Below are 26,208 nucleotides of genomic sequence, written 5' to 3'. Positions count from 1 at the left end.
TAATTCATTGGTTAGAAGCCGCTGTCAGCAGGCGGTCAATCTTTCGCCTGATCTTTGATGAGTTTGGTTTGGTGAAAGGATAGTAAAAGTCAACCACGTGACCTTCCTTGTCGATCAGGAATTTGTGAAAATTCCAGCGGGGGATCGACCGTACATTTCCATTCTCTTTTTTATCGGCAAAAAATTGGTACAAAGGATCAGCATATGGGCCGCGTACCCGTATTTTTTCAAATATGGGATAATTGGCCCCATTGGCTTCACAAAAAACAGCAATAGCTTCGCCATCTAAAGGTTCCTGGCCGCCAAAATCATTTGAGGGGAATGCAAGGATCTCAAAGTCTTTACCTTCAAAATCCGTTTTTAATGCCGCGAGTTCTTTTAGCTGGGGTGTAAAGCCGCATTGTGATGCCGTGTTTACTATTAAAAGAACCTTATTTTTATATTCGGAAAGACTGATCTCTTCACCGTTTAACTTGTGGACGTTAAACCGGTAAATACTTTTATTATCCATTAAACTAATTGCTGTATGAATTATATCCGGCCTGGTTTAATATGGCCTCGATATCCTTCTGTTCTTCGGGGTCGTAAGTTTCTTTGAGGTTATGGCCAAATATGCTGGCTACCGACTGGAACATGAAAGCCTTAAAGCCACCCTTTAATTCTTTGACCATAGCAAAGCTGGTTTGCCCGGTTTCGCGGTCGATAAGCTTAATTAAAACCTCGCCCTGACTAATTGTCAGGTTTTTGATTTCTTTATTGAACAGATTTTTTATCTCACCCTCACAGGTGCTTACTAATTCCTTTTGTTTTTTCCTGTCGGCTGTAACGGCCAGGTCGCGCTGTAACTGGCGGTACCTTTGCCCTGCAAAACGTGCGTAGGGCAGTACTTTCATTACATTGTAGCGTAAACGGCGGTAGTTTAGCCTGTCGGCCTCGCTTGCAAAAATACGGGTATCTACAATTCTAACCTCGGGCTCAACTATCCATGGTACAAGCTCACCGTCAAGGTTGGTCATAGCTGTTTTGATGGTATCATTTTTGCCGAGGGTTACAGGTGCAGGCGTAGCTGTTTGGGCCTTTGCAGCACCCATTAAGCAACATAACAGCATCGTAAAACCAATAAATTTCATATTTTTACTTAATACAAAAATAATGTAATTTTTTTTGGTATTTTACTAATACCTGCAATAATATTTAATTGCTGCATGTTTATGATTGAATACCGCTAATACCCCGTACATGAAAGACTTAGTGATTGACCTGGAAGCCGAGAAGAAGGAGATACTAAAAAGATACCGCGCTTTATTACGTGCCTGTAAATCAACCCTGCAAAAGGGCGATAAACGCATGATACGCAAGGCATTTGATATGGCCCTTGAAAGCCATAAGGATATGCGCCGTAAAAGCGGCGAGCCCTATATATATCACCCTATTGCTGTTGCCCAGATAGCCGCCGAAGAAATTGGCCTTGGCACTACCTCAATAGTGTGCGCCCTGTTGCATGATGTGGTTGAAGATACCAACATGACGCTTGAGGAAATTGAGATGGAGTTTGGTAAAAAGGTGGCCAAAATTATCGACGGCCTTACCAAAATATCAGGTGTATTTGATACCAACAGCTCATTACAGGCCGAAAACTTCCGCAAAATGCTGCTCACCCTTGCCGATGACGTAAGGGTGATATTGATCAAGCTTGCCGACAGGCTGCATAACATGCGTACCATGGAATTTATGCCCAGGGACAAGCAGCTGAAACTCTCGTCTGAGACGGTTTACCTGTATGCGCCCCTTGCACACCGCCTGGGTTTGTACGCCATAAAATCTGAGCTGGAAGATCTTTCCATGAAATACATGGAGCGCGAAACTTACCAGTTCATCAAAAATAAACTCAACGAGAAAAAAGCCGAACGCGAGCGTTTTATACGAGATTTTATTGAGCCTATCAATAAATCATTATTAACGCAGGGACTTGAGGCTGATTTGTTTGGGCGGCCGAAATCTATCCATTCCATCTGGAATAAGATGAAAAAAAAATCGATACCTTTTGAGGAGGTTTACGATCTTTTCGCTATCCGGATCATATTGGATAGTACCCCTGAAAATGAAAAGGCCGACTGCTGGAAAGCTTACTCTATAGTGACCGACCAGTACCGCCCTAATCCCGACAGGCTGCGCGACTGGATCTCTTCGCCCAAAGCCAACGGTTATGAATCACTACATACTACTGTAATGGGCCCGCGCGGACAATGGGTTGAAGTGCAGATCCGCACTAAGCGTATGAACGAAATTGCCGAGAAGGGCTTTGCCGCGCACTGGAAATACAAGGAAGCAAGCTCAGATAGCGGCCTCGACCAATGGGTACATAAGGTGCGCGAAATGCTCAAAAACCCAGATACCAACGCGCTTGACTTCATCGATGATTTTAAGATGAACCTCTTCAGCGATGAGATCTTCATTTTTACTCCTAAAGGTGCATTGATCCAACTGCCGTTAAATGCTACAGCGCTTGACTTTGCCTTCGAGATCCATACCGATGTTGGTGCAAGTTGTATCGGCGCTAAAGTAAATCACAAACTGGTGCCGCTAAGTTATAAGTTGCAAAACGGCGACCAGGTTGAAATCATTACATCCAGCAAGCAAACGCCTAAAGAAGACTGGCTTAACTTTGTGGTTACCGCTAAGGCCAAAGCAAAGATCAAGTCAGCCTTAAAGGAAGAGAAGCGCAAAATTGCCGAGGATGGTAAGGAGATCCTGGAGCGTAAAATGAAATCGCTCAAGATCACTTACAATTCCGAAAACCTGCAAAAGATCAGCTACTTTTTTAAACTGCAAGCCACCCAGGATCTTTTTTACAATGTTGCCAAAGGCACTATTGATATGAAGGACCTGAAAGAGTACCAGGCATCCGAAAAAGTAATTGATAACAAGCCACAGGATAAAATTGATCAGGAACAGGTTCAAAACCTCATCAAAAATATCAAGGCTAAAGACAGCGATATCTTGCTCATTGGCGAGGACATGCAAAAGATAGATTACAAGCTGGCCAATTGTTGCAATCCAATCCCTGGTGATGATGTATTTGGTTTTGTTACCGTGAGCGACGGGATCAAGATTCACCGTACCAACTGCCCTAATGCAGCCAAATTAATGGCCAACTATGGTTACAGGATAGTAAAAGCCCGCTGGACAAACCAGCAGGAGCTTGCTTTCCTTACAGGCCTGCGCATTACCGGTATTGATGAGGTTGGGTTGATCAACAAGCTCACTACCGTTATATCGAATGATTTTAAAATAAACATCAGGTCTATTACAGTTGACAGCGATAATGGTATATTTGAAGGATCGCTGATGTTGTACGTGAACGACACCAGTCATTTGGACACCCTGATTAAAAACCTAAAACAAGTAAAAGGCGTAACCGCAGTTAACCGTTTTGATTCGGCTATTGAGAAAGCGTCTTGAGGTTGAGTGAATGGTGAATGGTTGATTAAGTGAGTAGTTAAAAGGTAAAGAAATAACTAAGCTTACCAACCATTCACCCAATAAACCACTCACTCAATCAACTAATAACCCAAATTATTAATAACTTTGCCCCCGTTAATACATCATTATGTCACAGCAGGATACCATACCAATGGTTAAGAAAATTTTTGAGGCCTACCTCGAAAATAAAAACCTCAGGAAAACCCCTGAACGTTTTGCTATACTCGAAGAGATATATTCCCGTACAGATCACTTTGATGTGGAGTCGTTGTATATCCACATGAAAAATAAAAAATACCGTGTTAGCCGTGCAACGGTTTACAACACGCTTGAGCTATTGGTTTCCTGCGACCTGGTTACTAAGCACCAGTTTGGCAAAAACATGGCCCAGTTCGAAAAATCATACGGCTACAAACAGCATGACCACATCATTTGCATCGACTGTGGAAAAGTGGTTGAGTTTTGCGATCCCCGCATCCAGCAGATCCAGAGTATGATGGGCGATATATTAAAATTTGAGATCAAACACCACTCTTTAAATCTTTATGGTAATTGTACCAAATTAAGAGCGGGTTTTTGTGATAGAAAAATTTAACTTTGCCCCCTTTCATAACACATATTCTTGAACTTACGATAAATTAATGGCTGTTGACGTATTATTAGGCCTCCAGTGGGGCGATGAAGGAAAAGGAAAAATTGTTGATGTGCTTAGCGCAGGTTATGACCTGATTGCACGTTTCCAGGGCGGGCCAAATGCTGGTCACACTTTGGAGTTCGACGGTAAAAAGTTTGTTTTAAACACCATCCCTTCAGGTATATTTTTTGAAAACACCATCAACCTTATCGGTAATGGTGTGGTGATTGATCCTATCACCCTAAAAAAAGAACTGGATAAATTAAAAGATGCCGGGCATGACCTGCTGGCTAAGAAAAATCTTTTAATTGCTAAAAAAGCGCACCTGATATTGCCAACCCACCAGTTGCTTGATGCCGCTAATGAAAAAAAGATGGGCGAAGGCAAAATTGGTTCAACCTTAAAAGGTATTGGTCCAACGTATATGGATAAAACCGGGCGTAACGGTTTACGAATAGGTGATATTACCCTGCCCGATTTTAAAGAGCGTTATCAGAAACTGGTTGATAAACACGTATCTATGCTGCTGCAGCTTTACGGAGAAGTAGCTGATTTTTCAGAACGCGAGACACTGTTTTTTGAGGCGCTTGACGTTTTGCGCCAATTTCCGCTGGTTGATTCTGAGCATTTGGTTAACAATTATATTAAAGAAGGCAAAAAAGTTTTAGCAGAAGGTGCACAGGGCGCTATGCTTGATATCGACTTTGGTTCATATCCGTTTGTAACTTCATCAAACACTACCGCTGCCGGTGCTTGCACAGGTTTAGGTATCGCCCCACAGCAAATTGGCGACGTAATAGGTATTTTTAAAGCATACTGTACCCGTGTTGGTGGTGGTCCGTTCCCTACTGAGTTAGAGAACGAAACAGGCGAAGAGCTACGCAAAGTTGGTCATGAATTTGGTGCTACCACAGGTAGGCCACGTCGTACCGGGTGGATCGATCTTCCTGCTTTAAAATACGCCATTATGCTTAACGGTGTTACCCAGCTGGTAATGACCAAGGCTGATGTATTAAGCGGTTTTGAAAAAATCTATGCTGCTACTCACTACAATTATTTAGGCGAACAGATTGATTATATGCCTTATGATATTTGCTCGGTAAAACCAGAGCCAGTGTATAAGGAAATTGACGGCTGGAACGAAGATCTGACCGGTATTACTGAATTAACCGAAATCCCGGCTAAGCTGCAGTCATACATTGATTTTCTTGAAGCTGAACTTGGCGTACCGGTAAAATATTTATCTGTAGGGCCAGACAGGAAACAGACTTTAACATTACATTAATAATGTTTTCCGTGGAGACACGGAAAACTGGATGATAATAAGAGGCCGGATAATACCGGCCTTTTTCATTTACCCAAACTTCCCCCGTTTCGTGTAGACACGAAACGAAACCACCAATACAAATCGATTAACATTAAACCAATCTAATTTCATTTACTTGGTTATTTTTGCAGCGTGATTGTACAGGTACAGGATTTGCCGGAATTTAAACAGAAAGCGCTACAATGGGCTTCAACATTTAATGCCGCCTGCTATCTGGATTCCAACGGATTTAACGATCCCTATTCCAAATTTGATACCCTGATAGCGGCAGGTGCGCGCGCTGAACTTACTGTAAACACAGGTAGCGCATTTAATGAGCTTGAACAGTTTAGGGAAAACAACCCCGGCTGGATGACTGGCTTCCTTGGTTATGACCTTAAAAATGAAATTGAGGCGCTTACATCCGCTAATCCTGATGGTTTAAGATTTCCTGATCTGTATTTTTTTGTTCCCCAACATCTTGTTTTGATCAAAGAAAACGAGGTTGCGATCATTTCAGATAAACCTGAATTGGTTATGAAAGCGATAAACGAACAGGAATTAACCATTCCCGGTCAGCCGCCCGTTATAAGTTTAAAGCCCCGCTTTAGCAGGAAGGAATACATTGATACGGTAAATAAAATAAAAGAGCATATCGGCCGTGGCGATATTTATGTCACCAACTTTTGCCAGGAGTTTTTTGCAGAGGGCGTGGTTCTTGCACCTCTGGATATGTTCAGGAGTTTAAATGAAGTTTCACCTAATCCATTCTCTACTTTTTTCAAATGGAATGGAAACTACATCCTCGGCGCCTCACCCGAACGCTTTTTAGCTAAGAGGGGAAACAAGCTTATCTCTCAACCCATAAAAGGTACCGCAAAAAGGCTGAATGATGTTCAGGCTGACGAACAGGCCAAACAAACACTTCGCAATCACCCCAAAGAGTTACAGGAAAACGTAATGGTGGTTGACCTGGTACGTAATGACCTTACCCGCTCGGCTAAACCCGGTACTGTTAAAACTGAAGAGCTTTTTGGCATTTACAGTTTTAAGCAGGTACATCAGATGATCTCTACTGTTGTTTGCGAGTTGCAGGAAGGCTTATCAAATGTACAGGCTATCAAGAATACTTTCCCCATGGGCAGCATGACCGGGGCCCCAAAAGTGAGCTGTATGCAGCTGATGGAACAATATGAGCGCAGTAAACGCGGCGTATACTCAGGCGCAATAGGCTATTTTAGTCCCGATGGCGATTTTGATTTTAACGTAGTGATCCGTTCTTTACTCTATAACTCTTCAACTAAATACCTGTCCTTTCATGCAGGTGGGGCAATTACCTATCATGCCGTTGCCGAAAATGAATATGAGGAATGTTTGTTGAAGGCTGCCGCGGTGATGGAGGTTTTGGGAGGAAATTGATTGTTTTAAGAACCCAAAAATAACCCGTCATTGCGAGGAACGAAGCAATCCCCAACTTTACAGGGCGGATTTGCATAGCTACTCCGCTGATAGGGGATTGCTTCGTTCCTCGCAATGACGCGTGTGTGGTAGTAAATTATCAATTTTCTGCTATATTAGCTGTAAAAGTATCATCACTCTTTTCTTCTTATCATCATTATGTTAAAACCCCTACAAAACATAAAACTGATTCCCGTTACCCTGTTGTTATTTATTAGCAGCATAACACTCGCCCAAACAAAAAACCGCCCTGCTGATCTCTTTCCGGCGCAACCGTTATTACCGCCGGGCAATTCATATCGTACAGCCACCGGCGAACCAGGCCCTGCCTATTGGCAAAACAAGGCCGATTATGCGATTGATGTGGCGCTTGATGATAAAACCAATGTAATCACCGGCACTGCTACCATTACGTATACTAATAATAGCCTGAAGGCACTTTCTGCCTTGTGGTTACAGTTGGAGCAAAATGTGTTTAAAAAAGATTCGCGGGGGATCCAATCCAAATTGTTCCTTTACCAGGATCCTGAAAAAACTACTCCCGACGGCGGATATCAGGTAGAAGGCGTACAACTTGCAGGTAATAAAGGCGGAAATATTAAATATCATATTTATGATACCCGAATGCAGCTTGAACTGGCGCAGCCCCTTTTAAGCGGACAGGCAATCAGTTTCAGTATCCGCTACCGGTATAATTTCCCTGTAAACTATAAAAATGCCGATTTCCTGGTTAACCGTACCGATATCCTCCCTACAAAAAACGGTAATATTTATGCCGTAGCACAATGGTACCCCAGGATGTGTGTGCTGGATGATATAGAAGGATGGAACACGCTGCCGTATTTAGGTAACGGTGAGTTTTACCTGGAGTATGGTAATTTCAGGGTAAACATTACCGTACCATCAGGACTTATTGTAGAAAGCTCAGGCGATCTGCTTAATCCCGAGGAAGTATTAACGCCATCTGCATTAAAACGCTGGCAAGCAGCCAAACAAAGCGATTTGCCGGTACAGATCCGTACGGCAAAGGAAGTAACCGATCTATCATCAAGGCCTGCCAAGGCAACCTGTACCTGGAAATTTAAGCTTGATAACGCAAGGGATTTTGCCTGGACTGCCTCGCGCTCATTTATTTGGGAAGGGTTAAGTTTTAAGCTTGCCGATGGCAGGCGGGTAATGGGAAGTTCGGTGTACCCGGTAGAATCGGAGAAGCAAGGCAGCTGGAAGCGTTCGTCGGAATATATCAAATTCACCTTGCAGCATTTTTCAGAGAAATGGTTTCCGTATCCCTACAATAAAGCAGTTAATGTGGCTTCAAATCTTGATGGTATGGAGTATCCCGGCATGGTTTTCTGTTCGGCAAAAGATACCGGTAATATGTATTTTGCTGTAGTAAACCACGAGTTAGGCCACACCTGGTTCCCGATGGTAGTGGGCAGCAATGAACGCAAATATGCATGGATGGACGAAGGGTTTAATATGTTTATTGACAAAATAGCTGTCAAAGCCTTTAACAAAGGTGAGTTTATAGGTTACGTAGAGATCGATAGTCCGCTTGATTCCCTGTTTTCAGAAAAGTTATTGCCTATTGTTACCCGGCCCGATGCACTGCCCGGCAACCAGGTTTATCCGTTGCAATATCAAAAAGTGGCTTACTCGTTAAACCTTTTACGTAATCAGATTTTAGGCCAGGAGCGCTTTGACCGTGCTTTCATGAAATACATCCGCGACTGGGCTTATAAACATCCAACGCCCTGGGATTTCTTCAGAAGCATAGACAGCTCAACTGGAGAAGACCTTACTTGGTTTTGGAAATCGATGTTTTTGGAAAACTATCGCCTCGATCAAAAGATAACTAAAGTAGAAAGCCCGGCAGGTACCCAACCCAACATCACCATTGAAAATATGGACAAGGCTGCCATGCCATTAGTGGTTGAAATAACCTATGCCGATGGTTCAAAAGAACACCGTGAATTCCCGGTAGAGATTTGGGAGTATAGCAGCATTTATAGTTTTACAGGGGATAAAAAAGCCACTGTTGCCAAAGTTATTATCGACCCGGATAAGATTTATCCTGATGTTGATAGAAGTAATAATAGTTACGAATTGAAAAAGTAAGCATATACTTTCCATTACGTCATTATAAGGAACGAAGCAATCGCGAACTATACAGAGCGGCCCTGTAGGTCGGGGATTGCTTCGTACCTTCGCAATGACGATTTTTATACCTTGATCTTCTCTACCTTCCCTCGTTACTCCTAATGCCTGTATCAGATAACAGATCAATACAGTAAAAGGGAATTTGCAATGCAACAAACTCATATGTATTTGCAACAAATTCGTAAGCACTTCCTTTGCCTATGACGTTTATTTGCCGGGTAATATTTTCGCTGACGATAGCTATATGATTAGCTTTTTAAGCGATTTATAAAACCACAATAAACCAAAAACCTACCTGTAATGAAAACATCTAAAAACCATTTTACATTCAACAACATTGAATACGGATTACCTCATCCCCAAAAAAATAAAAAAGCAAATGCTATTCCTGAGATAAGAAATAGGAGAACTTACCATCCCGTGCTTTCTGCCTTGTTCATGAGCCTCTTGTTAACAGCTTTGTATGGTTGTAGAAAACCATCTAACATCCCTAATCCAATTGTTGTAAATCCCACAGGATGCGCTATAGCAAGTGATATTGACCAGGCACTTGGAGTCCGTAATTTTGAGTATGATGATAAAGGTCTTCTCACCAAAATGACGGGGCCTAATTACTACTACGGGCCATTTGTCAGAACCATTACCTCTGCTAAAGCTGTTGATGCTTATCCTTCAGCATCGGTTGATGGCAACGGAAATCATTACTATGGCAATATTAATATTACCTATAGTTACACTGGCGGAAGCGGAAATCTTTATGATGGCAATCCTGGATTTATGCATGAGTTGTTTGCCGCTACCAATCCGCCTAATACATTTAGAAGAGATTCATTGTATCAATTTTTGTATGACGACGCGAAGAAACACCTTACTACAGTTTTATTGGCAGGAAGCGGTTCCACAGATGCCGACAACTTTATACTTTTCAGATACGAGCTTAATTTTGTTTATGATGCCAATGACAATGTAACACAAGCGAAGATCATATACGATTGGTCAAAAAAGACGACTGTTTACCCCGGAGGCGAGAGCCGGATCGATTACAAACAGACTTCAGACGAGTTACTGACTATAACCTATGATGATAAACCCTCACCATATATGGCTATCTCAAAATATTGGAAATTTATTGGCGAAGATTTCAGTGGTTTCGGTGCGTATAACCTGGACAAGATTCGTTTTTGGGCCGGACGCTGCGCCATCATGAGTAAGAATAATCCGGTTAAAATTACCGGAAAGCTGAGGCAGGTTGCCGGAGGGGCACCTGCGGATGTTAATGCAGCCCTTACCTATGAATACAACGATAAGAATTTGCCGGTTAGCATGGCAATCAATGGTTCGGGCGTAAATGCTTTCACTTACAATTGCAAATAAGTGCCAGAAAAAAACTATGGATTTTAGGCAACACAGATAATCGCCGCTATGTTAAAATGGATTAAAGTGCACCTCGTTCTTATTTAAGATCAGTTAAAAGTTAGTTACATAAAGCGTTGGTATGGTGCAGCCGACGTTTTATTTCCGTTCCGTCCTATTTTCGGGTCCCATCAGGGTCTCTCGCAGAGGACCCTGATGGTCTGCGCTATGCCTGCTCTTAGATAATCTATGTTCTATTACTGATAATTATCAGCCTCGGGTTCATTTTAGAGATCCCAAGGTCGACAATCACAAATCAGCTATAACTTCACTCCCCTCAAAAAATCTTCTATACCCATACGTTTCTTACCCTCTAACTGAATGTCTTTTAACAATACAAAACCATCTTTAGCTGCAAACTTTAAATAAGTTTTGTTGTCGGTTAAAAAGGCCCCGGGTTGTATGTCTGTTTCCGATAGCTGATATTCGGATGCGTAAACTTTTAAATTTTTGCCATTGAGCTCAGTATAAGCGGTTGGCACGGGGCTAAGTCCGCGAATTTTGTTATAGATTGACAAGGCTGGTTGTGTCCAGTCTATCTGGCAATCATCTTTAAAGATCTTTGGTGCGTGTCTTAATTCTGTTCCTTCGGCCAATTGCGATTGTGGATGTTCATTGTAACGGCCGCTCTCAACCGCTTTAACCGTTTTTACCAGTAAGCCGGCCCCTTTGTTCATCAGGCGGTCATGCAGTTCGCCGGCATCTTCATGGCCGGTAAGGGTTATTTTTTCGGTGAACAGGATGTTGCCGGTATCAATGTCATGTTTTAAAAAGAAGGTGGTTACACCGCTTTCCTTTTCGCCATTGATCAGCGCCCAGTTAATGGGAGCAGCGCCACGGTATTGCGGCAAAAGTGAAGCATGTAAATTTATCGTGCCTTTGGCGGGCATGTTCCAAACTACTTCGGGCAGCATTCTGAAGGCTACTACAACCTGCAGCTCGGCCTTAAGTGCTTTCAATTCGGTAATGAAATCTTCGTTTTTAAGTTTTTCGGGTTGCAGCACTTTCAAGCCATTGGCTACAGCATATTGCTTAACGGCCGATTCACTAACTTTTTGCCCCCTTCCGGCCGGTTTATCGGGCGCTGTAACAATAGCAACAATATCACTGCCGGCTTTAATTAAAGCATCTAACGAGGCAACGGCAAATTGGGGGGTACCCATAAATATAATTCTCATAGTATGTTTAGGTATTTAGATGTGCTTTATTCTGTTATTCGTATAGTAAATATTTTTTACGCGTGGCTTTAAACGCAGTAAGCCCCGGTTGCCAGCTGGCACGGATCTCTTCTTCGGTTTTACCCGCTTCAATTTGTTTCCGTAGCTCGGCAGTACCCGCAAGCTTGATAAAATAAGCGTTAAAAAAATGATCCTTATCTGGGAATGCGTTATATAACTCTAAGAGCCACTTCAGGTTGATAGAGCCCACGCTGGTGATGTCATTTGGTGAAATATTTTGCAGATCGACGCCAAAACACTCCTGGTCTTTCTGTGGCGGGTTCTCACTCATGCCGGGGATGCTTTTCGGGGTGAACGAAAAGCTGTATTTACCTTTCAGCGCCGGGTGTCCTAAAACCGCAAAAGGAACAAGCGTACCCCGGCCTAAACTGAAGGTTGTGCCTTCAAACAGGCAGGTGCTTGGGTATAATAAAATTGATATAGGCGTATTTAAATTAGGTGAAGGGTTTACCGGTAAGGTATAAGGCAAATTATGTTTGTAATTGGCCACTTTAATGATCCTTAATTTGCATTTAACCCCGTTTTTTAACCAGCCTTCGCCATTTATCATCTGGGCATATTCGGCAATGGTCATGCCGTGAGCAATGGGTATGGGGTGCATGCCTACAAATGAGCGGTTAACGGTATCCAAAATAGGCCCGTCAATTAAATAACCATTAGGATTGGGGCGGTCAAATATCATCAGCTCTACATTATTTTCGGCACAGGCTTCCATTACATAGTGCAGGGTTGATATGTATGTGTAAAAGCGTACGCCAACATCCTGGATATCAAATATCATCAGGTCGATACCCTTCAGATCGGCCGCAGTTGGTTTGTAGTGTTTGTTACCATAAAGGGATATTACAGGCAATCCGGTTTTAGGATCTTTAGCATCGCCAACGGTAGCGCCGTTGCTGGCATTACCCCTGAAACCATGCTCAGGGCCGAAGATCTTTTTTACGGTTACTCCTAAATGCACCAAACTATCTACACTGGCAGTTAAATTTTTACCAATAACAGAAGTTTGATTAATAACCATCCCTATATTTTTTCCCTTAAGATAGTTAATATACAATGGAATTTGATCGGCTCCGGGAATAATCGGGCCGTTTTTTTGTTTTTTTGGGATAGATGTGGCCTTGCAGCTCTTACAATCCGTTGCATGGCTGCAGGCTGTGTTTGCAAGTAAAACTGTTATGAGGGCAAATCGTAAAAAAGCACAAATCTTATTCATAAAATATTGAGTTGAAACAATTTTAAAAGTAGCAGGTTTAACAGCAAAACCGCATATTTGCGAAGGTACAAAAAATCAGTCTGCCATTGAGTTTCGCCTCCTTTATATCAGCCCGTATAACATTTAAATCAAAACGCACATTTTCAAAACTGATAGTGCGTATTGCAATTATAGGCATTATGCTGGGCCTTGGCGTAATGATACTGTCCCTTGCTATCGTTAAAGGATTTAAACACGAAATCCGCAATAAAGTTCGCGGCTTTGCGGGCGATATCCGCGTAGTTAAGTTCGACCTGAACAATACATATCAAAGTTCTTCATTCCCCGCCGATAGTGAGTTTGTTAAACGTGCGCTCAAAAGCCCTTTTATTACCCATGTAATGCCGGTGGCCACCAAGCCGGGGATTGTTAAGGCTAATAACGAAATTGAAGGCGTTGTACTTAAAGGCGTTGATAAAAACTACGACTGGAGCTACTTTAAAAAAATGATGGTAGCCGGCGATGTGATCAGCTTTGCTGATTCTGTTGAGGCTCAAAAAGAGATCATGATCTCGCAAACAACGGCCGACAGGCTTAAACTTAAAGTAGGGGATAAGCTGCTGATGTATTTTGTGCAGGAGCCATTGCGTAAGCGCCAGTTCAAGATCAAAGGCATATTCAATATCGGGGTTGAAGAGGTAGATAAAACTTTTGTTATAGGTGCGCTATCACTTATTAACCGCCTTAACGACTGGAAGCCGAATGAAATTGGTCAATACGAACTGCGTGTAGTTGATTTTGATCATATCAATGAGGCGGCCAACGCGCTTGATACCGTTTTGCCTGTAAAATTGAAAGAGTACACTATTGAAGAAGATTATCCCACCATATTTGAATGGCTCAACCTGTTGGATGTTAATTCGGTAGTGATGCTGGTACTGATGGTGGCCGTAGCGGTTATTAATATGATATCAGCACTGCTGATCATGATCCTTGAGCGCACGGCCATGATAGGGATGTTCAAAGCCATGGGGGCCTCTAACTGGGCTATCCGTAAGGTATTTCTCATCAATGCCTCATACCTGATTGGTTTAGGCTTGCTGTTAGGTAATTTGCTGGGAATTGGTCTCGGTTACTTCCAGATGTATACCCACTTCTTTAAACTCGACCAGGCATCATATTACATGACCTTTGTGCCTGTTGAGTTTAATATTTTTGATATCGTTGTCCTCAATATCGGTACGCTGATCATTTGTCTGCTGGTGCTTATCATACCATCAACGCTGGTAAGCAGGATCTCGCCGGTAAAAGCTATTCAATTTAAATAAGACAGTTATTTCTAAATCGGTTTTAAATAAAATGGCAAGGAGGTAATGTATTATTTAAGAAAGTTGCAGGCTGTTTCAGTGGACAGTGTTATTAAGTAAAGAGGTGAAATGTTGCACGAGAGGTGCAAAAGGTTTGTAGGAATAAAAACAAATAAATTTTTAGTGTGCCGGAGGTATACAACTCCGGTGTTCCGTACCTCTGGCATGGTTATTTGTGATATATAATGTACTACTACAAACCTGTTCCCGCTCTGGGGGATTTTTCAACTTGATTTCCTGCTCGGCTGAGTAATATGCAATTGCCTAAATTAAAACAACCGATAACTTAATCCCAATCTAAAATATTCGCTATGCGCGTTAAAGGAGGCATCGCCAATATAATTTTTCATGTAATTGGTCAATCCATGGGCAAAGCTGGCATTTAAGCCATAACGGCCGTAACTGGCTACAGCACCGAGGCGTAACCTTACATCGGTTGGTGCTTTACTTCTTTCGCGGTCAACTTTATAAATTTTGCCATCTTTATCTTTTACTTCGCCTTTATCGCGGCTATTCAGTATCAGGCCGATATCCATCCCCGGTAAAATATCAAGTTTAACTTTATTGAGCTGAAAGCGATAGCCGATATATGGATTAAGATTAATACTCTGGCTTTGAAAAGCAACATGTCCGGTTGCCGCGAAACTTGGATCATTTGCCACTATGGGTAAATAGTCATCATATGTAAGATATGTTATTGGACTATACTTATCAATATCAACCTTACTTCTTAATAATTCATAGCCGCCTTGTAAACCCACAATAAACCCACCTTTTGACACCGTTTGAGCCTGGATGCTGCCACCATAACTAAAGCCATTTTTATTGCCATACGGGTTATTAGCATAGTCCATCGCGTTGCCGGTGGTTGAGCCTTGTAATACCTGGGTGGTAGCTGTTGTTGATTTGCCTGCAAAATGAAATAAGCCGGTATTTGCCTGTACAGAAACTTCTAATTTTTGGGCGCAGAGCTGCAGCCCGCTAAGCATCAACGGGGCAAGGATAAGGAGGTACTTTTTCATTTTTTATGTGTTGTAAAGTTCAGTTTCAGGTTTAAACCGCCTGCTCCAAATTTTATCTGCTGTGAGCCAAGGCCATCAAGCGGGTATTTCAAAAAAGGTTCAATTATTAACTTGTTGCTTTTGCCAAGGGGATAACCAACACCAAATGCCACGTTCAGGGTTTTGGCAAAATAAAAGCTGTTAAAGCTTTTATGTGTTGTTTCGTCGGATGTTTGCGCTTGTACACCGGCAGCCTGCGCTAATCCCGGGTAGCTGTAACTTGCCGTGTAGGCTTCATTGATAAATGTGCCCGAACTTAAACCAGCAGAAATATAAGTGTCATTTTTTTGCGGGTTAAATTCATATTTAAGGTTAACCGGGATATCAAGGCCGATTAGGTTAGCATTGTAGTTTTTGAATGAAGGGCTCGATGATACTTTATTAAAATCAGCCATCACACTGTAAGCGGTGCTTAATGATGGTGAAAAGGACACTGCCGCTGCACCATTTGATGGCTGGTTTTTATTATAATTAAGTGTGTTTTGAGCCAAAGCCAAACCTGTTGAAAGTTTAAGGTTTTTACTCAGTTTAATATCAGATGTAAAACCTGCACCGGCGTTTATCTGGTTTTGACTGCCCTTGGCATAATTAAAGAATGTTGCGGCATAAACACTAAATTTAACCCTGCGCTCGTCCGTTTCCATATCAGGTTTCTTAGGTTGATCATGATCACTGGCAAGCAAAGCTTCCATAGAGCTGGTCTTTTGTTTTACTTTTACAACTGATGGAACAGGATTAACAGAAGGTGTTTTTGCCGGGTTGGTGTTAACCGGAGACTGTACAGCTGGGGCATTGGCAAATTGCTGCGTGTTTGTTTGCGATAAAACAGAGTTTACGCTATCTGCTTTTTTGCCAAATGGCACGTTTGAAACATGATTATCCGCAGGCTGAACGGCAGGAGTGATGGTCTTTGCAATACTGTTGACCGGGTTAATGGCAGCAGGCGTTACAGCTACAGGTGTAAATACAGGTACAGTAGTTGCCGGTTTATTTACAATTGCGTTGCCTGCCGGTTTATTCAAGGCATTATTGTTTGCAAGTACATTGGGCTTATTTGCCAATGCACCGCCGGCCGGGTTCAATTTTGTTGCTGACTGCTGTGCACTATTGTTGGCTGCAAGGTTTGTTGCAGGTGACTGCTTAGTTATCACTGGAGCCTGTGACGGAGCGGCGTTTTGAATGGTACTATCAGCGGCGTTGTTTTGCGGCAACACAGGTTTTGCAGGCTTAACAGCAGTGATCTGGGCATGGTCATTCGTGTTACCTTTGTTTGAGGCTATCCATAAGCCTATACTTAAAAACAGCAAAAGGACAGCAGCGGCGCTTGCCCACCATAGGTAAACCGGGCGGCGCTGTTTTTCCTGAACAGGGAATCGCTCCCTGAGCAGCAGCCAGCCTTCATCAGCAGTAGTGTCTTCGTAATTATCAAACACTTCCCTGATGCGGTCTCTTAAGTCGTTATCCAACTGATCATCCATGGTTTTGTGCTTCTTTTCTTAATATAGTTCTCAATCTTTCTTTCGCCCTGCTAAGGTAAACGCGCGATGAGCTTACCGGAATGCCGAGCGTTGTGGCTATTTCGTCATGATCATAGCCGTCTATCTCATACATGTTAAAAATAGTTCGTTGTATAGTTGGGAGCTCAACCATCAGCTTTAAAATATCCTGTGCATTTAAATTATCAACTGGCCCCATATTACTCCTGATGGGGGCAGCATTTTCCAATTCAACATTAAGCTGGAATTTAAGGTCTTTACGCCGGCGGTCGATGGCTGTGTTAACCAAAATAGTGCGGAGCCAGGCTTTGAACGGCTTATCAATGTTGTAGCCGCCAATAGCGTTAAACACTTTTATAAAAGCGTCATTTACAGCTTCAAGGGCATCGTCGCGGTTTAAACTGTAACGCAAACTAATACCCATAGCATAGCCATAGAACTGCTTATACAGCAATTCCTGATGTTTTAAGCTGCCTTGTTTGCATTGCCTTACGATCTCTTCTTCGGTAATGCGAGGGGGTGGATGCATTAAATATACTTAGTTCCGCTAAATGTTGTTTTAAAAGCCTTTACGCAGTAAAAGATTTAAACGATACAAAAATAAATAAAAAAATATGCCGGTATTGTTTGCCTGTTGTAATCAAAAAAGCCGGTACCCATAGATACAGGTACCGGCATCGTAATTAAAACAATTGAACTTTTAGTTAATTAGCTTTTTTCAAGTTGTATTGAACAGTTAATGTATCGCCATTGCTGTTGCGTTGTAGTTGAAATACATTACCGTCATAAAAATACTGGTAAACGCCTTTCAGGTGAAATTTATTAACACCCGGTACTACTGCCGATGAGTCATTGAACTGAATATAGTATCCGTTGTACACAAATCCGCCGTAGCTTGCTACATGCTTCCTGGTATTGGCGGCTACTTTAAATAATGATGCCGCAGTTAGCTTTAAAGCTATTGTATCGCGAATAGTATCATAACCGGCACCGCTTGCTTTTTTAACAAGAGCACCAAATGTTCCGGTGAAATTGCCTTGCGGCTGGGCTACTGGAACAACTTCGTTTTTGGGTGAACAGGCTACACCTAATGTTAACAGTAATGGCAGCAGGTAAAATAAATTACGTTTCATAAATCTTATCTCGTTATCAATTTTTAACCATTACGCATCTTTTTAATAAAACGATACACCAGGCAACAATATTTTTATAGTTTTTTTGCTTCATCCCAAAAAACATCCATCTCGGTCAGGCTCATATCATGTAATTGTTTGCCATTTTCCTGTGCCTTAAGTTCAAGGTACTGAAAACGTTTGATGAATTTTTTATTGGTTTTTTCGAGTGCATTCTCGGGGTTGATATTGATGAACCTGGCGTAATTGATCAAGGAGAACAGCAGGTCGCCAAATTCGGCTTCGGCCCTTTCATGGTCGATGGCGCTTTCGTCTTCGGCATTAAATTCATTTTTAAATTCCTGCAACTCTTCCTCAACCTTAGCCCAAACCTGGCTTTTCTCTTCCCAATCAAACCCTACACCACGTGCTTTTTCCTGTATGCGCGATGCTTTTACCAGTGCCGGCAAGGATGCCGGAACTCCACCCAAAACAGATTTGTTGCCCTCTTTAAGCTTGATTTGCTCCCAGTTGCGTTTTACATCTTCTTCGTTCTGCACTTCCACATCACCGTAAATGTGCGGGTGGCGGTTTATCAGCTTGTCGCAAACGCTATTCAAAACATCAGTAATGGTGAAGTCGTTGGTTTCGGAAGCTATTTTGGCATAAAAAACCAGGTGCAGCATGATATCGCCAATTTCCTTTTTTATTTCGGGCATATCGCCGCCTAAAATGGCATCGCTTAGCTCGTATGTTTCTTCAATGGTAAGGTGGCGCAGGCTTTCCAGCGTCTGCTTTTTATCCCATGGGCAGTTGGCCCTTAGGTCGTCCATGATGATGAGCAGGCGATTGAACGCTATGGTGGCGGTAGGTGCGGTTTCAGGGGCTTTTAAAGGCATAAATTATTTATAATGAATACTTATGCTGCAAAGGTATGATAACATCTTTAATGAAAACTTACTGTATCATTAATTTTAAGCTAACATTAATTAATTTTATTAGCCAATTGTTAATGCCGCTCAAAAGCACATTTTACCATGAAAAAAATTTACCTGTTTATCTTCCTTTTTGTTTCGATATTTAAAGTAAGCCACGCCCAGCAGTTGCCGGCCGGCGATGTGGCAAACAGTACCTTTAGCCAGCCTCAGCCCTTCCTGTTTACCGTAAGCACGCTTAACCCGCAGGGCCGCAACTGGAGTTTAAATTACTCGGGTGGATATGGCCAGCGTACGGTTACCCCGCTCGGGTTTGATGGTGTTGATCAAAATTTTTCGGCTAAGGGGTACCTGGGCAATAAGTTTACCTTAATGGCCATGCTGGGCACCGGTTTTAGTAATAATGGCGGTGTGCGTACGCTGCAACAAGCCGAAGTACTCCGTGATTTTATCGGCGGAAACCAGCCTATGGGCTTCAGGGCAGGGGCAAGCCTCGGCTTCAGGAGGGAGTTTAACAGTGATGGTGTAGCATTTAGCCGTATAACTGCCGCGTACGAAGTAACAAATTGGAAACTTGGTGCCAACGTTAGGTTTGAAAAAGCATTTGCTACTAACCGTGATGGTTTGGATTTGATAACCAGTGTAGGGGTACACCGTCATATCTCCGGACAACTTTTTGGCGGCTTTGAAGCCGTAGGGCAGGATCTTGAAGGCTTTTGGCAAGCTGATGAGGCCGAAGGTGGCGCCCGTTTATTGATAGGCCCGTCGCTTAATTATGCTCCCGTTAATTCGCGCCTGGCATTTTCACTTTGCGGCGGCCCCATTATTTATGCTACCCGCAGCGCAGCAACACAAGGCCAGTTTGCCTACCGCGAATTGCCAACAACCAACGGCTTTACGCTAAAGTTTAATGTAGGGTTCCGGTTCTTATAAAAAGAAAGACTAAAGCTTAACAGCCCTGAGCATTTCGCGTTTACCTGGTGCTCCGGGTGCCTTTTCTACTTTAAAGCCCATGCTTTTGAGCATGCGTTTCAGGTTGCCTGTGATAGCATAGGTAACAAATACACCGCCGGTTTTCAAAAAGCTAACAGTGTGGCCAATGGCTTCCTCGTTCCACATTTCAGGCTGATGGATAGCGGCAAAAGCATCAAAATAGATAATATCAACCTGCTCATCCGTTTTAAAATCCAGGAGTTTGGTATGTGCAATGTGCAATTGTGTGGAGTTATTAACCTCAACCTTACCGGTTAGGGCAGCCGTGTAAGTGTTGTTGAATTGTTCCCATAGCAATCCTGGAATGTATTGCTGATAACCGGTTTGCAGCATCATATCAGCATTTACCGGGTAAGCTTCAATGCCGGTATAATTAAGCTGTATCTGCTTATCGGTACATGCATAGGCAGTTAATAAAAAGTTAAGCCCTGTGCCGAAACCTACCTCCAATATGCTAAGCTCTGTGGTGTCGTTTCGGTCAAGGAAATATTGTAATCCCGATTTAACGAATACATGCAAACTCTCTTGTAACGCCCCGTGGCGCGAGTGGTAATGCTCGCCAACTTCGGCATTGTAAATGGTATTTGAGCCGTCGGCAGTGGGGACTATGGTTAGTTGAGGCATGGAAAGATATTGTATATGCTATTACATAAACGCGTCATTGCGAGGAACGAAGCAATCCTAAACTGTACAGAGTGGCTCTGCTAATCGGGTATTATTAATAATTATAATTTGATTTTATAGGTATTAATGAGTTTCCCTTGGTTGGTTGTGTTCGTTCTTTATAATGATGTAATTGTAAATTATTAGGTGTATTTTTTAGTCGGTTTGTAAATATGGGCGTTGCCTGCGGCCCGGGCTTTCCGTTACAAGTCCTCGCTTTTCCTGCAAACAAACCCACCGCACGCTCCGGGCTTTTCACTGCAATCCCTAACGCGGCCCCCGCGCAACATCCCTAAAATATATTTTACACGTCATCACGATTTTTTTCAGGTTCCCGATGGTTCCTCGCAATGACGTTGTTATTTGATGTTTTTTAGTGTACTTCTTTCATCATCTCCGTCACAACCTCGCCCAAATCATAAACAGGTACACTTGTAACTACAGCCGAAACAATACTTACGCCAGCGGCCGAGCGGTAACCTGCCGCACAATGTACCACGATTGGTTTATCTGAAGGGATTTCGCCAACGCGCTCGCGCAATTCAGGCAGAGGAATGCTGGTAGCGTTTTTAAATACCTTACCAGCGGCAACTTCACCGTGGTTACGTACATCAACTATGGTGTAATTGTCTTCATTTGCCCTGAAGGCATTTAAATCAAGATCGGGAGATACCTCACCTGCGTTTACAGGAGCCAACAACGCGGCTTTGATATTTTTTTCGTAACCAATTTTGGCTGCTTTTTTAATCAGGATGTCAAGCTTGTCCTCGTTTTCGGCAATGAGGTAAAACTGCTCATCTGGACCTATGATGGAACCCAGCCAGGTTTCAAATTTTTCACCGTCCTGCAGATTAATGGCGCCATGCAGGTGGCCGCTCCTGAACTGTGCTTTGGGACGGGCATCAACAATTAAAATGGCTTTTTCCAAAAAGCTGTCTGCTTCTATATGCGGTACAGTGGCAATGCTCTCCTCAAAACCCGAAACCCCGTTTTTGTTCAGCTCAACATCGCGACCGAAGTATTTAGGCATAAAAGGCTGATCGGTAGTAAGGGTTTTAACAAACTCCAGTTCGTCCATCAGCTGTAAAGCATAGTTTTCACGCAGTTCGCGACCGATGGTGCTTTCCAGGTCGGGGCTCATGCTTTTACCGCATAAGGAGCCGGGGCCATGCGCCGGGTAAACCACGACGTTTTTAGGCAGTGTCATGATCTTCTGCCGTGTGCTTTGGAACATCTGGCGGGCAAGTTCCTCTTTTTTAGCGGTGATATTGCCCACGTTTTCCCGTAGGTCCGGCCGGCCTACATCACCTACAAACAGCGTGTCGCCGGTAAAGATGGCTGTTTCGCGCCCTTCTTCATCTACAAGTAAAATACAGATAGAATCGGGCGAGTGGCCGGGGGTATTGATGGCTTTTAGTTTGATATCGTTAAGCTGGATAACGTCGCCGTCATCAAAAGTTTCGTGCGGGTATGTTGCACCGGTAAGTTTGCTGCAATAAATAACAGCGCCGGTGGTTTGGTGTATTTCAAGATGTGAGCTTACAAAATCGGCATGCGGGTGGGTTTCAATAACCCCCACAATATCGGCATCGTGCTGTGCCGCAAAGTCATAGTAAGGCTGCGGATTACGGGCCGGGTCAATAACTATCATTTTGCCCGTGCGGATCACGGCATATGAACCGTGCGCCAGGCCTTTATCGTAAAATTGCTGAATGATCATATTTGCCGCAAAGATAATGCTTCGGCGGAATGTTTTATTCGTGCAATGTTTGAGTGGTGTAAATATTGATCGTTTTTGTGTAAAGCTGTGAAGTGTATTATTGATACGAAATAGCTAAATTTGAATATGACAGTAGCTGAAATAAAAACAGAGATCAACAAGGCAATTGACAATGTTCCTGAAGACGCCTTGGCAGACGTGCTTTCATATTTAAAACATTTGCAGGCAAAAACCACTGATGATATCAAATTAACCGCTCATTTAAGGCAGATTCTTAATGAAGATAGCGAATTATTGGAGAAGCTTGCACAATGATAAGTGTTGCACAAGCCGAACAAATACATAATGTGCTCATTGAAAAGTTTGGCGGACTAACAGGAATACGTGATTTACCGGGATTGGAAGCTGCTCTTGCCCGGCCATATGCCACGTTTGATCAGCATGAACTATATCCCCTGGCTGTGGATAAGGCTGCCGCTGTTTTTGAGAGCCTGGTTATAAACCACCCCTTTATGGACGGTAATAAAAGAATATCTTATGTGTTAATGCGTTTGATTTTACTTGAAAACGGTTTTGACATTACCGCCAACCAGGACGAAAAATATGAGATGGTTATAGCCGCCAGTAAAGGAGAAATACGTTTTGATGAAATAAGAAAATGGATCGGTAGTAAAATGCTGAAAATGGATTAATTACTAAACTGCCTTAAATGATGGTCAACATGCTTATACGCTAATTGCCCCATCTGCTCCCTGGTCATTTTTCCGAAAAAAGTATGTTCAAAATCGGTTTTGGGAGTCTTGCCATATTCCTCTATGAGCTCAATCCATTGTTTTTTCTGAGCTGCTACGTCGCCGCTTTGTTCAGTTACTTTGCATTGCGGAACGGTTGGGTTGTTCCTTGCTAAGGGACTATCATCCTTGAGCATGCTTTTCAGCGCCACTTTGCCAAACAGGCGACCAATGAACGCGCGTTTATAGACCGTTACGCCTAAATACATTTCTTCAGAAAGGGTGCAATGTTTCAGCATTTGATAAACGTTCATTTTGCCCCATTCCGGTTTGCTGTTTTTATCAAGTAAGTTGATCCTGCTGATCAGGCCGTCGCGGGTTTCTTTATCAAATATTGTTTTCATTGTTTTAAAAGGTTTATGCCATAAAGCTACTACGAAATTACAAACAGGCACAGGCGTTTTTGAGCCATAAGCAGGGAGGATTTATGCCAATAGTTTATAAAACAAAACGGGGCCATACCATAAATCAAATTGACCACCCTTGGTGTTGTGTTACCTATGAATTGAAATTTAGCCGATAATATTTATACAAAAAGGGGGTTAACGCGTTTTTTGTATAAAAGACACTCAATTATCTGATTGTTAGTTATATATGTGGATGTTAACCCCGGATTGTGTTAACCCTGTTAACCCCCTTTTGTTAGTAGGATCAACGCAGCCCGAAACTATATTTCGCTTAAGTATCTGCATAAAAAAAGAGGCTGATCATTACAGCCTCTTTTTTTATGAAAACAAAATCTGATTTACCAGATCTTCGTCCTGTCTTCTGGTTTTTTATACATTTTATCGCCGGGTTTTACGTCAAACGCTTTGTACCAGGCATTGATATTGGTTATAGGCGCGTTGGTACGGAACTGCTCGGGCGAGTGCGGATCTGTCAGGATCCTTTGCGCTGCCGATTCGGGAGTTTGCGAAGCACGCCATACCTGTGCCCATGATAAAAAGAAACGCTGGTCGGGAGTAAAGCTGTCAATAGTATTAGCCGACTGGCCCTGTTTGGTTTTACTGAATGCTTCGTAAGCGATGTTCAATCCGCCAAGATCGGCCAGGTTTTCGCCAAGGGTAAGTTTGCCGTTTACATGCAGGGTATCGATAACAGTGAAAGCATCGTATTGCTTAACCACCTGGTCGGCACGTGATTTAAATTTATCGGCATCTTCTTTTGTCCACCAGTCGCGCAGGGTTCCGTCTGCGTCATACTGACGGCCCGAATCGTCAAAACCGTGGGTCATTTCGTGACCTATAACAGCGCCTATACCACCATAATTAACAGCGTCATCGGCTTTAAAATCAAAAAACGGGAACTGCAGGATACCGGCTGGAAACACGATCTCGTTATTGGTTGAATTATAATATGCGTTAACAGTTGGCGGTGTCATTCCCCAGCGGGTTTTATCAACCGGTTTGCCTAAGCGGCTCACGTTAAAATTGTAACGCCATTTGCTTATAGCACGCAGGTTACCGAAATAGTCATCACGGTTAATTACAATGCCATCGTATTTTTCCCAGTTATCCGGGTAACCAATTTTTACAGTAAAAGCATTCAGTTTTTTAAGTGCGCGTTCTTTGGTTGCAGGGCTCATCCAGTCAAGGCGTTTGATACGGTCGCCAAGGGTTCCTTTTAGGTTGTTCACCAAATCAACCATGTATTGTTTTGCGGCAGACGTAAAATATTTTTCAACAAAAAGCTGCCCCAGTAATTCGCCAAGATTGCCATCAACAAGGGCACTCATACGTTCGGCACGCGGGGTTTGTACTTTTTGCCCACTTAACGCGCTGTTGTAAGTAAAGTTTGCATTAACAAAATCAGAGCTTAATTGACTGGCGCAACCTCTTAACATATTCCAGCGCATGTAAATTCTCCATTTGGCAACGGGAGTGGCTGCAAATGTAGAATCCATGGCCCTGAAAAATGACGGCTGACCAACTATTATGCTATCCTGGCCGCCCATGTTAAGGGCCGGGAGTATTTTTGACCATTTTAAGTGCGGGGTTTGCTTTTCAAAATCGGTAACCAGGAACTTATTATAGGTAGCATGCGGGTCGCGCATGGCTACCCGGCTCCATTGCGCTTTGGCCCAGGTATATTCCAGATCATAAACTATGGCGGTATTTTTCGCTGCCTCATCGGCGCTGCTGCCGCTAAGGGTAAACAAAGTTGTGATCAGCTTTTTTAAGGCTTCCTGTGCTTTTTTTGAACGTGGATCGTTTTTGAGATAATAATCCCGGTCGGGGAGGGTAGTGCCGCCCTGGCCAAGGCTTATTACATATTTATTCACGTTTTTGTCATCCTGATCAACTCCCGACCTGAAAATAGGCGAACCTTTTCCGTTAAGGCGCTCATAAATCAGTTCGTTAATAAAATCGTCAAGCGTTTTTATCTTATCAATACGTTCCAAATCGGGTTTGGCAGGATCATAACCACGTTTTTCGATAGTCAGGCTATCCATGCCGCTGGCGTATAGGTCGCCCACACGTTGTTTCAGACTGCCTTTGGGTTGTGATGCCGATACCCGGCTTACCTCGTTCAGCAAACCGATGAGTTTATCAGTATTTTCCTGCCGCAGGATATTGAAGCTGCCCCAGCGGGTTTCTTTAGCGGGGATGCCGTTTTGTTTTAACCAGCCGCCATTGGCATACTCAAAAAAATCATCGCCGGGCTTTACGCTCAGGTCCATGTTGGCGGGATCAATAAATTTTTTAGGAGGAGTAGCAGTTTTATGCTTCGGCTTTACGGGTTTAGGCCCTTCCACAGCGAAAACATTTACTGATATACCGAGACCGGCAACCAGCAACAAATAGTTAAACTTTAATTTCATGTCAATACTTAAAAATTAAAGTTAACAATTAGCAGGTATTAAGCAAAAATGGCCGGGGCGGGCCGTTAGTGATTGAACCAGTTGATAATGGCGTCGAGCTTTGTTTTTTTCAAAATATCAAGCCAGAAACGGTGTAAGGGTATTGTTTTCATGACAATTTGAATGTTACATATATAATAACTGGTTAATTGTAAAAATATTGTGGGAGTAGATTTTGGTGTGTGGGGGGGATTGTTTATGGTTGATAGGTCATAGTTCATAGTTGTATAGTAGTTTATGGTTGATGGATCACATAGGTCATAGTTGATTGGTGTGTAGATTATAGATTATAGTTGTGGAGATAATGATTTTATAGAAGTACA

Annotated in this window: 23 protein-coding genes; 10 read left to right on the top strand and 13 right to left on the bottom strand. The window is 42.8% G+C overall.

Translation table 11 applies throughout. The features are described from left to right. Window positions 1-4 precede the first annotated feature (4 nt). Window positions 5-511, bottom strand: coding sequence for a glutathione peroxidase (locus tag AC1DUD_RS10705; RefSeq protein ID WP_477374429.1), 507 nt, complete (start codon window positions 509-511; stop codon window positions 5-7). 4 nt (window positions 512-515) lie between these two features. Further along, complete coding sequence (locus AC1DUD_RS10700) at window positions 516-1,130, bottom strand: DUF4294 domain-containing protein (protein WP_477374427.1); 615 nt, start codon at window positions 1,128-1,130, stop codon at window positions 516-518. 109 nt (window positions 1,131-1,239) lie between these two features. Here AC1DUD_RS10700 and AC1DUD_RS10695 point away from each other — a divergent pair, with 109 nt between their 5' ends. The 6 genes from AC1DUD_RS10695 (at window position 1,240) to AC1DUD_RS10670 (ending at window position 10,415) form a co-directional block, all read left to right on the top strand. Then, complete coding sequence (locus AC1DUD_RS10695; protein WP_477374425.1) at window positions 1,240-3,462, top strand: RelA/SpoT family protein; 2,223 nt, start codon at window positions 1,240-1,242, stop codon at window positions 3,460-3,462. Between the two features lie 148 nt (window positions 3,463-3,610). After that, the gene (locus tag AC1DUD_RS10690) at window positions 3,611-4,078 is read left to right on the top strand and encodes a Fur family transcriptional regulator (RefSeq protein ID WP_477374423.1); all 468 of its coding nucleotides are present in this window, start codon (window positions 3,611-3,613) and stop codon (window positions 4,076-4,078) included. A gap of 46 nt (window positions 4,079-4,124) precedes the next feature. Continuing rightward, window positions 4,125-5,402, top strand: coding sequence for an adenylosuccinate synthase (locus AC1DUD_RS10685; RefSeq protein ID WP_477374421.1), 1,278 nt, complete (start codon window positions 4,125-4,127; stop codon window positions 5,400-5,402). A 174-nt stretch (window positions 5,403-5,576) separates the two neighbouring features. After that, entirely contained in the window at window positions 5,577-6,842 is a 1,266-nt protein-coding gene (locus tag AC1DUD_RS10680; protein ID WP_477374419.1) for an anthranilate synthase component I family protein, read from the top strand. Between the two features lie 198 nt (window positions 6,843-7,040). Further along, window positions 7,041-8,999 carry a M1 family metallopeptidase gene (locus AC1DUD_RS10675; RefSeq protein ID WP_477374417.1) on the top strand — a complete coding sequence of 653 codons (1,959 nt, stop codon included), beginning with the start codon at window positions 7,041-7,043 and terminating at the stop codon, window positions 8,997-8,999. 342 nt (window positions 9,000-9,341) lie between these two features. Further along, a complete protein-coding gene (locus tag AC1DUD_RS10670; protein ID WP_477374415.1) occupies window positions 9,342-10,415 on the top strand; it encodes a hypothetical protein in 1,074 nt (357 codons plus the stop codon). 299 nt (window positions 10,416-10,714) lie between these two features. Here the strand turns inward: AC1DUD_RS10670 and fmt are convergent, their stop codons facing one another. After that, window positions 10,715-11,632 carry a methionyl-tRNA formyltransferase gene (gene fmt, locus AC1DUD_RS10665; RefSeq protein WP_477374413.1) on the bottom strand — a complete coding sequence of 306 codons (918 nt, stop codon included), beginning with the start codon at window positions 11,630-11,632 and terminating at the stop codon, window positions 10,715-10,717. Window positions 11,633-11,666: 34 nt separating this feature from the next. After that, the gene (locus AC1DUD_RS10660; protein WP_477374411.1) at window positions 11,667-12,908 is read right to left on the bottom strand and encodes an exo-beta-N-acetylmuramidase NamZ family protein; all 1,242 of its coding nucleotides are present in this window, start codon (window positions 12,906-12,908) and stop codon (window positions 11,667-11,669) included. Between the two features lie 155 nt (window positions 12,909-13,063). On the opposite strand from AC1DUD_RS10660, the gene AC1DUD_RS10655 reads away from it, so the two are divergent. Further along, window positions 13,064-14,215 (top strand): ABC transporter permease, encoded by a 1,152-nt coding sequence (locus AC1DUD_RS10655; protein WP_477374409.1) that lies wholly within the window; start codon window positions 13,064-13,066, stop codon window positions 14,213-14,215. 308 nt (window positions 14,216-14,523) lie between these two features. Here the strand turns inward: AC1DUD_RS10655 and AC1DUD_RS10650 are convergent, their stop codons facing one another. The 5 genes from AC1DUD_RS10650 to mazG all read right to left on the bottom strand — a co-directional run bounded on the left by AC1DUD_RS10650 (window position 14,524) and on the right by mazG (window position 18,822). Then, entirely contained in the window at window positions 14,524-15,276 is a 753-nt protein-coding gene (locus AC1DUD_RS10650; protein ID WP_477374407.1) for a hypothetical protein, read from the bottom strand. Then, window positions 15,273-16,793 carry a hypothetical protein gene (locus AC1DUD_RS10645; RefSeq protein WP_477374405.1) on the bottom strand — a complete coding sequence of 507 codons (1,521 nt, stop codon included), beginning with the start codon at window positions 16,791-16,793 and terminating at the stop codon, window positions 15,273-15,275. The genes AC1DUD_RS10650 and AC1DUD_RS10645 overlap by 4 nt, the downstream gene beginning before the upstream one ends. Further along, window positions 16,786-17,340 carry an RNA polymerase sigma factor gene (locus AC1DUD_RS10640; RefSeq protein WP_477374403.1) on the bottom strand — a complete coding sequence of 185 codons (555 nt, stop codon included), beginning with the start codon at window positions 17,338-17,340 and terminating at the stop codon, window positions 16,786-16,788. The genes AC1DUD_RS10645 and AC1DUD_RS10640 overlap by 8 nt, the downstream gene beginning before the upstream one ends. Before the next feature lie 175 nt (window positions 17,341-17,515). Further along, window positions 17,516-17,944: a hypothetical protein gene (locus AC1DUD_RS10635; protein WP_477374401.1), complete on the bottom strand. Its 429-nt coding sequence runs from the start codon at window positions 17,942-17,944 to the stop codon at window positions 17,516-17,518. 74 nt (window positions 17,945-18,018) lie between these two features. After that, on the bottom strand, window positions 18,019-18,822 hold the full coding sequence (gene mazG / locus AC1DUD_RS10630) for a nucleoside triphosphate pyrophosphohydrolase (protein WP_477374399.1): 804 nt from the start codon (window positions 18,820-18,822) through the stop codon (window positions 18,019-18,021). A gap of 138 nt (window positions 18,823-18,960) precedes the next feature. Here mazG and AC1DUD_RS10625 point away from each other — a divergent pair, with 138 nt between their 5' ends. Next, window positions 18,961-19,791, top strand: coding sequence for a hypothetical protein (locus tag AC1DUD_RS10625; protein ID WP_477374397.1), 831 nt, complete (start codon window positions 18,961-18,963; stop codon window positions 19,789-19,791). Window positions 19,792-19,800: 9 nt separating this feature from the next. Here the strand turns inward: AC1DUD_RS10625 and mnmC2 are convergent, their stop codons facing one another. Both mnmC2 and AC1DUD_RS10615 read right to left on the bottom strand, forming a co-directional pair. After that, entirely contained in the window at window positions 19,801-20,475 is a 675-nt protein-coding gene (mnmC2, locus tag AC1DUD_RS10620; RefSeq protein WP_477374395.1) for a tRNA (5-methylaminomethyl-2-thiouridine)(34)-methyltransferase MnmC2, read from the bottom strand. Between the two features lie 412 nt (window positions 20,476-20,887). Next, on the bottom strand, window positions 20,888-22,234 hold the full coding sequence (locus AC1DUD_RS10615; RefSeq protein WP_477374393.1) for an MBL fold metallo-hydrolase: 1,347 nt from the start codon (window positions 22,232-22,234) through the stop codon (window positions 20,888-20,890). 126 nt (window positions 22,235-22,360) lie between these two features. Between AC1DUD_RS10615 and AC1DUD_RS10610 the strand changes: the two genes are divergently transcribed. Then, a complete protein-coding gene (locus AC1DUD_RS10610; protein ID WP_477374391.1) occupies window positions 22,361-22,549 on the top strand; it encodes a hypothetical protein in 189 nt (62 codons plus the stop codon). Then, window positions 22,546-22,926 carry a type II toxin-antitoxin system death-on-curing family toxin gene (locus AC1DUD_RS10605; RefSeq protein WP_477374389.1) on the top strand — a complete coding sequence of 127 codons (381 nt, stop codon included), beginning with the start codon at window positions 22,546-22,548 and terminating at the stop codon, window positions 22,924-22,926. The genes AC1DUD_RS10610 and AC1DUD_RS10605 overlap by 4 nt, the downstream gene beginning before the upstream one ends. On the opposite strand, the gene AC1DUD_RS10600 is transcribed toward AC1DUD_RS10605, so the two are convergent. Both AC1DUD_RS10600 and AC1DUD_RS10595 read right to left on the bottom strand, forming a co-directional pair. Further along, on the bottom strand, window positions 22,923-23,369 hold the full coding sequence (locus AC1DUD_RS10600) for a DUF1569 domain-containing protein (RefSeq protein WP_477374387.1): 447 nt from the start codon (window positions 23,367-23,369) through the stop codon (window positions 22,923-22,925). The genes AC1DUD_RS10605 and AC1DUD_RS10600 overlap by 4 nt on opposite strands. Window positions 23,370-23,770: 401 nt before the next feature. Next, window positions 23,771-25,846 (bottom strand): M13 family metallopeptidase, encoded by a 2,076-nt coding sequence (locus AC1DUD_RS10595; protein ID WP_477374385.1) that lies wholly within the window; start codon window positions 25,844-25,846, stop codon window positions 23,771-23,773. Between the last annotated feature and the right edge of the window lie 362 nt (window positions 25,847-26,208).

This window comes from Mucilaginibacter sp. P4_A11, assembly GCF_056402535.1.
The sequence above is the reverse complement of the archived record's forward strand: the minus strand, read 5'-3'. Positions and strand labels throughout refer to the sequence as shown.

Excerpts from the sequence above, each read along its gene's own strand:
- AC1DUD_RS10610 (WP_477374391.1), top strand. The coding sequence starts at position 22,361 with ATGACAGTAGCTGAAATAAAAACAGAGATCAACAAGGCAATTGACAAT.
- AC1DUD_RS10605 (WP_477374389.1), top strand. The coding sequence starts at position 22,546 with ATGATAAGTGTTGCACAAGCCGAACAAATACATAATGTGCTCATTGAA.
- AC1DUD_RS10635 (WP_477374401.1), bottom strand. The coding sequence starts at position 17,944 with ATGAAACGTAATTTATTTTACCTGCTGCCATTACTGTTAACATTAGGT.
- AC1DUD_RS10700 (WP_477374427.1), bottom strand. The coding sequence starts at position 1,130 with ATGAAATTTATTGGTTTTACGATGCTGTTATGTTGCTTAATGGGTGCT.
- mazG (WP_477374399.1), bottom strand. The coding sequence starts at position 18,822 with ATGCCTTTAAAAGCCCCTGAAACCGCACCTACCGCCACCATAGCGTTC.
- AC1DUD_RS10650 (WP_477374407.1), bottom strand. The coding sequence starts at position 15,276 with ATGAAAAAGTACCTCCTTATCCTTGCCCCGTTGATGCTTAGCGGGCTG.
- mnmC2 (WP_477374395.1), bottom strand. The coding sequence starts at position 20,475 with ATGCCTCAACTAACCATAGTCCCCACTGCCGACGGCTCAAATACCATT.
- AC1DUD_RS10690 (WP_477374423.1), top strand. The coding sequence starts at position 3,611 with ATGTCACAGCAGGATACCATACCAATGGTTAAGAAAATTTTTGAGGCC.
- AC1DUD_RS10705 (WP_477374429.1), bottom strand. The coding sequence starts at position 511 with ATGGATAATAAAAGTATTTACCGGTTTAACGTCCACAAGTTAAACGGT.
- AC1DUD_RS10660 (WP_477374411.1), bottom strand. The coding sequence starts at position 12,908 with ATGAATAAGATTTGTGCTTTTTTACGATTTGCCCTCATAACAGTTTTA.
- AC1DUD_RS10695 (WP_477374425.1), top strand. The coding sequence starts at position 1,240 with ATGAAAGACTTAGTGATTGACCTGGAAGCCGAGAAGAAGGAGATACTA.
- AC1DUD_RS10645 (WP_477374405.1), bottom strand. The coding sequence starts at position 16,793 with ATGGATGATCAGTTGGATAACGACTTAAGAGACCGCATCAGGGAAGTG.
- AC1DUD_RS10640 (WP_477374403.1), bottom strand. The coding sequence starts at position 17,340 with ATGCATCCACCCCCTCGCATTACCGAAGAAGAGATCGTAAGGCAATGC.
- AC1DUD_RS10600 (WP_477374387.1), bottom strand. The coding sequence starts at position 23,369 with ATGAAAACAATATTTGATAAAGAAACCCGCGACGGCCTGATCAGCAGG.
- AC1DUD_RS10670 (WP_477374415.1), top strand. The coding sequence starts at position 9,342 with ATGAAAACATCTAAAAACCATTTTACATTCAACAACATTGAATACGGA.
- AC1DUD_RS10625 (WP_477374397.1), top strand. The coding sequence starts at position 18,961 with ATGAAAAAAATTTACCTGTTTATCTTCCTTTTTGTTTCGATATTTAAA.
- AC1DUD_RS10675 (WP_477374417.1), top strand. The coding sequence starts at position 7,041 with ATGTTAAAACCCCTACAAAACATAAAACTGATTCCCGTTACCCTGTTG.
- AC1DUD_RS10615 (WP_477374393.1), bottom strand. The coding sequence starts at position 22,234 with ATGATCATTCAGCAATTTTACGATAAAGGCCTGGCGCACGGTTCATAT.
- AC1DUD_RS10595 (WP_477374385.1), bottom strand. The coding sequence starts at position 25,846 with ATGAAATTAAAGTTTAACTATTTGTTGCTGGTTGCCGGTCTCGGTATA.
- AC1DUD_RS10685 (WP_477374421.1), top strand. The coding sequence starts at position 4,125 with ATGGCTGTTGACGTATTATTAGGCCTCCAGTGGGGCGATGAAGGAAAA.
- fmt (WP_477374413.1), bottom strand. The coding sequence starts at position 11,632 with ATGAGAATTATATTTATGGGTACCCCCCAATTTGCCGTTGCCTCGTTA.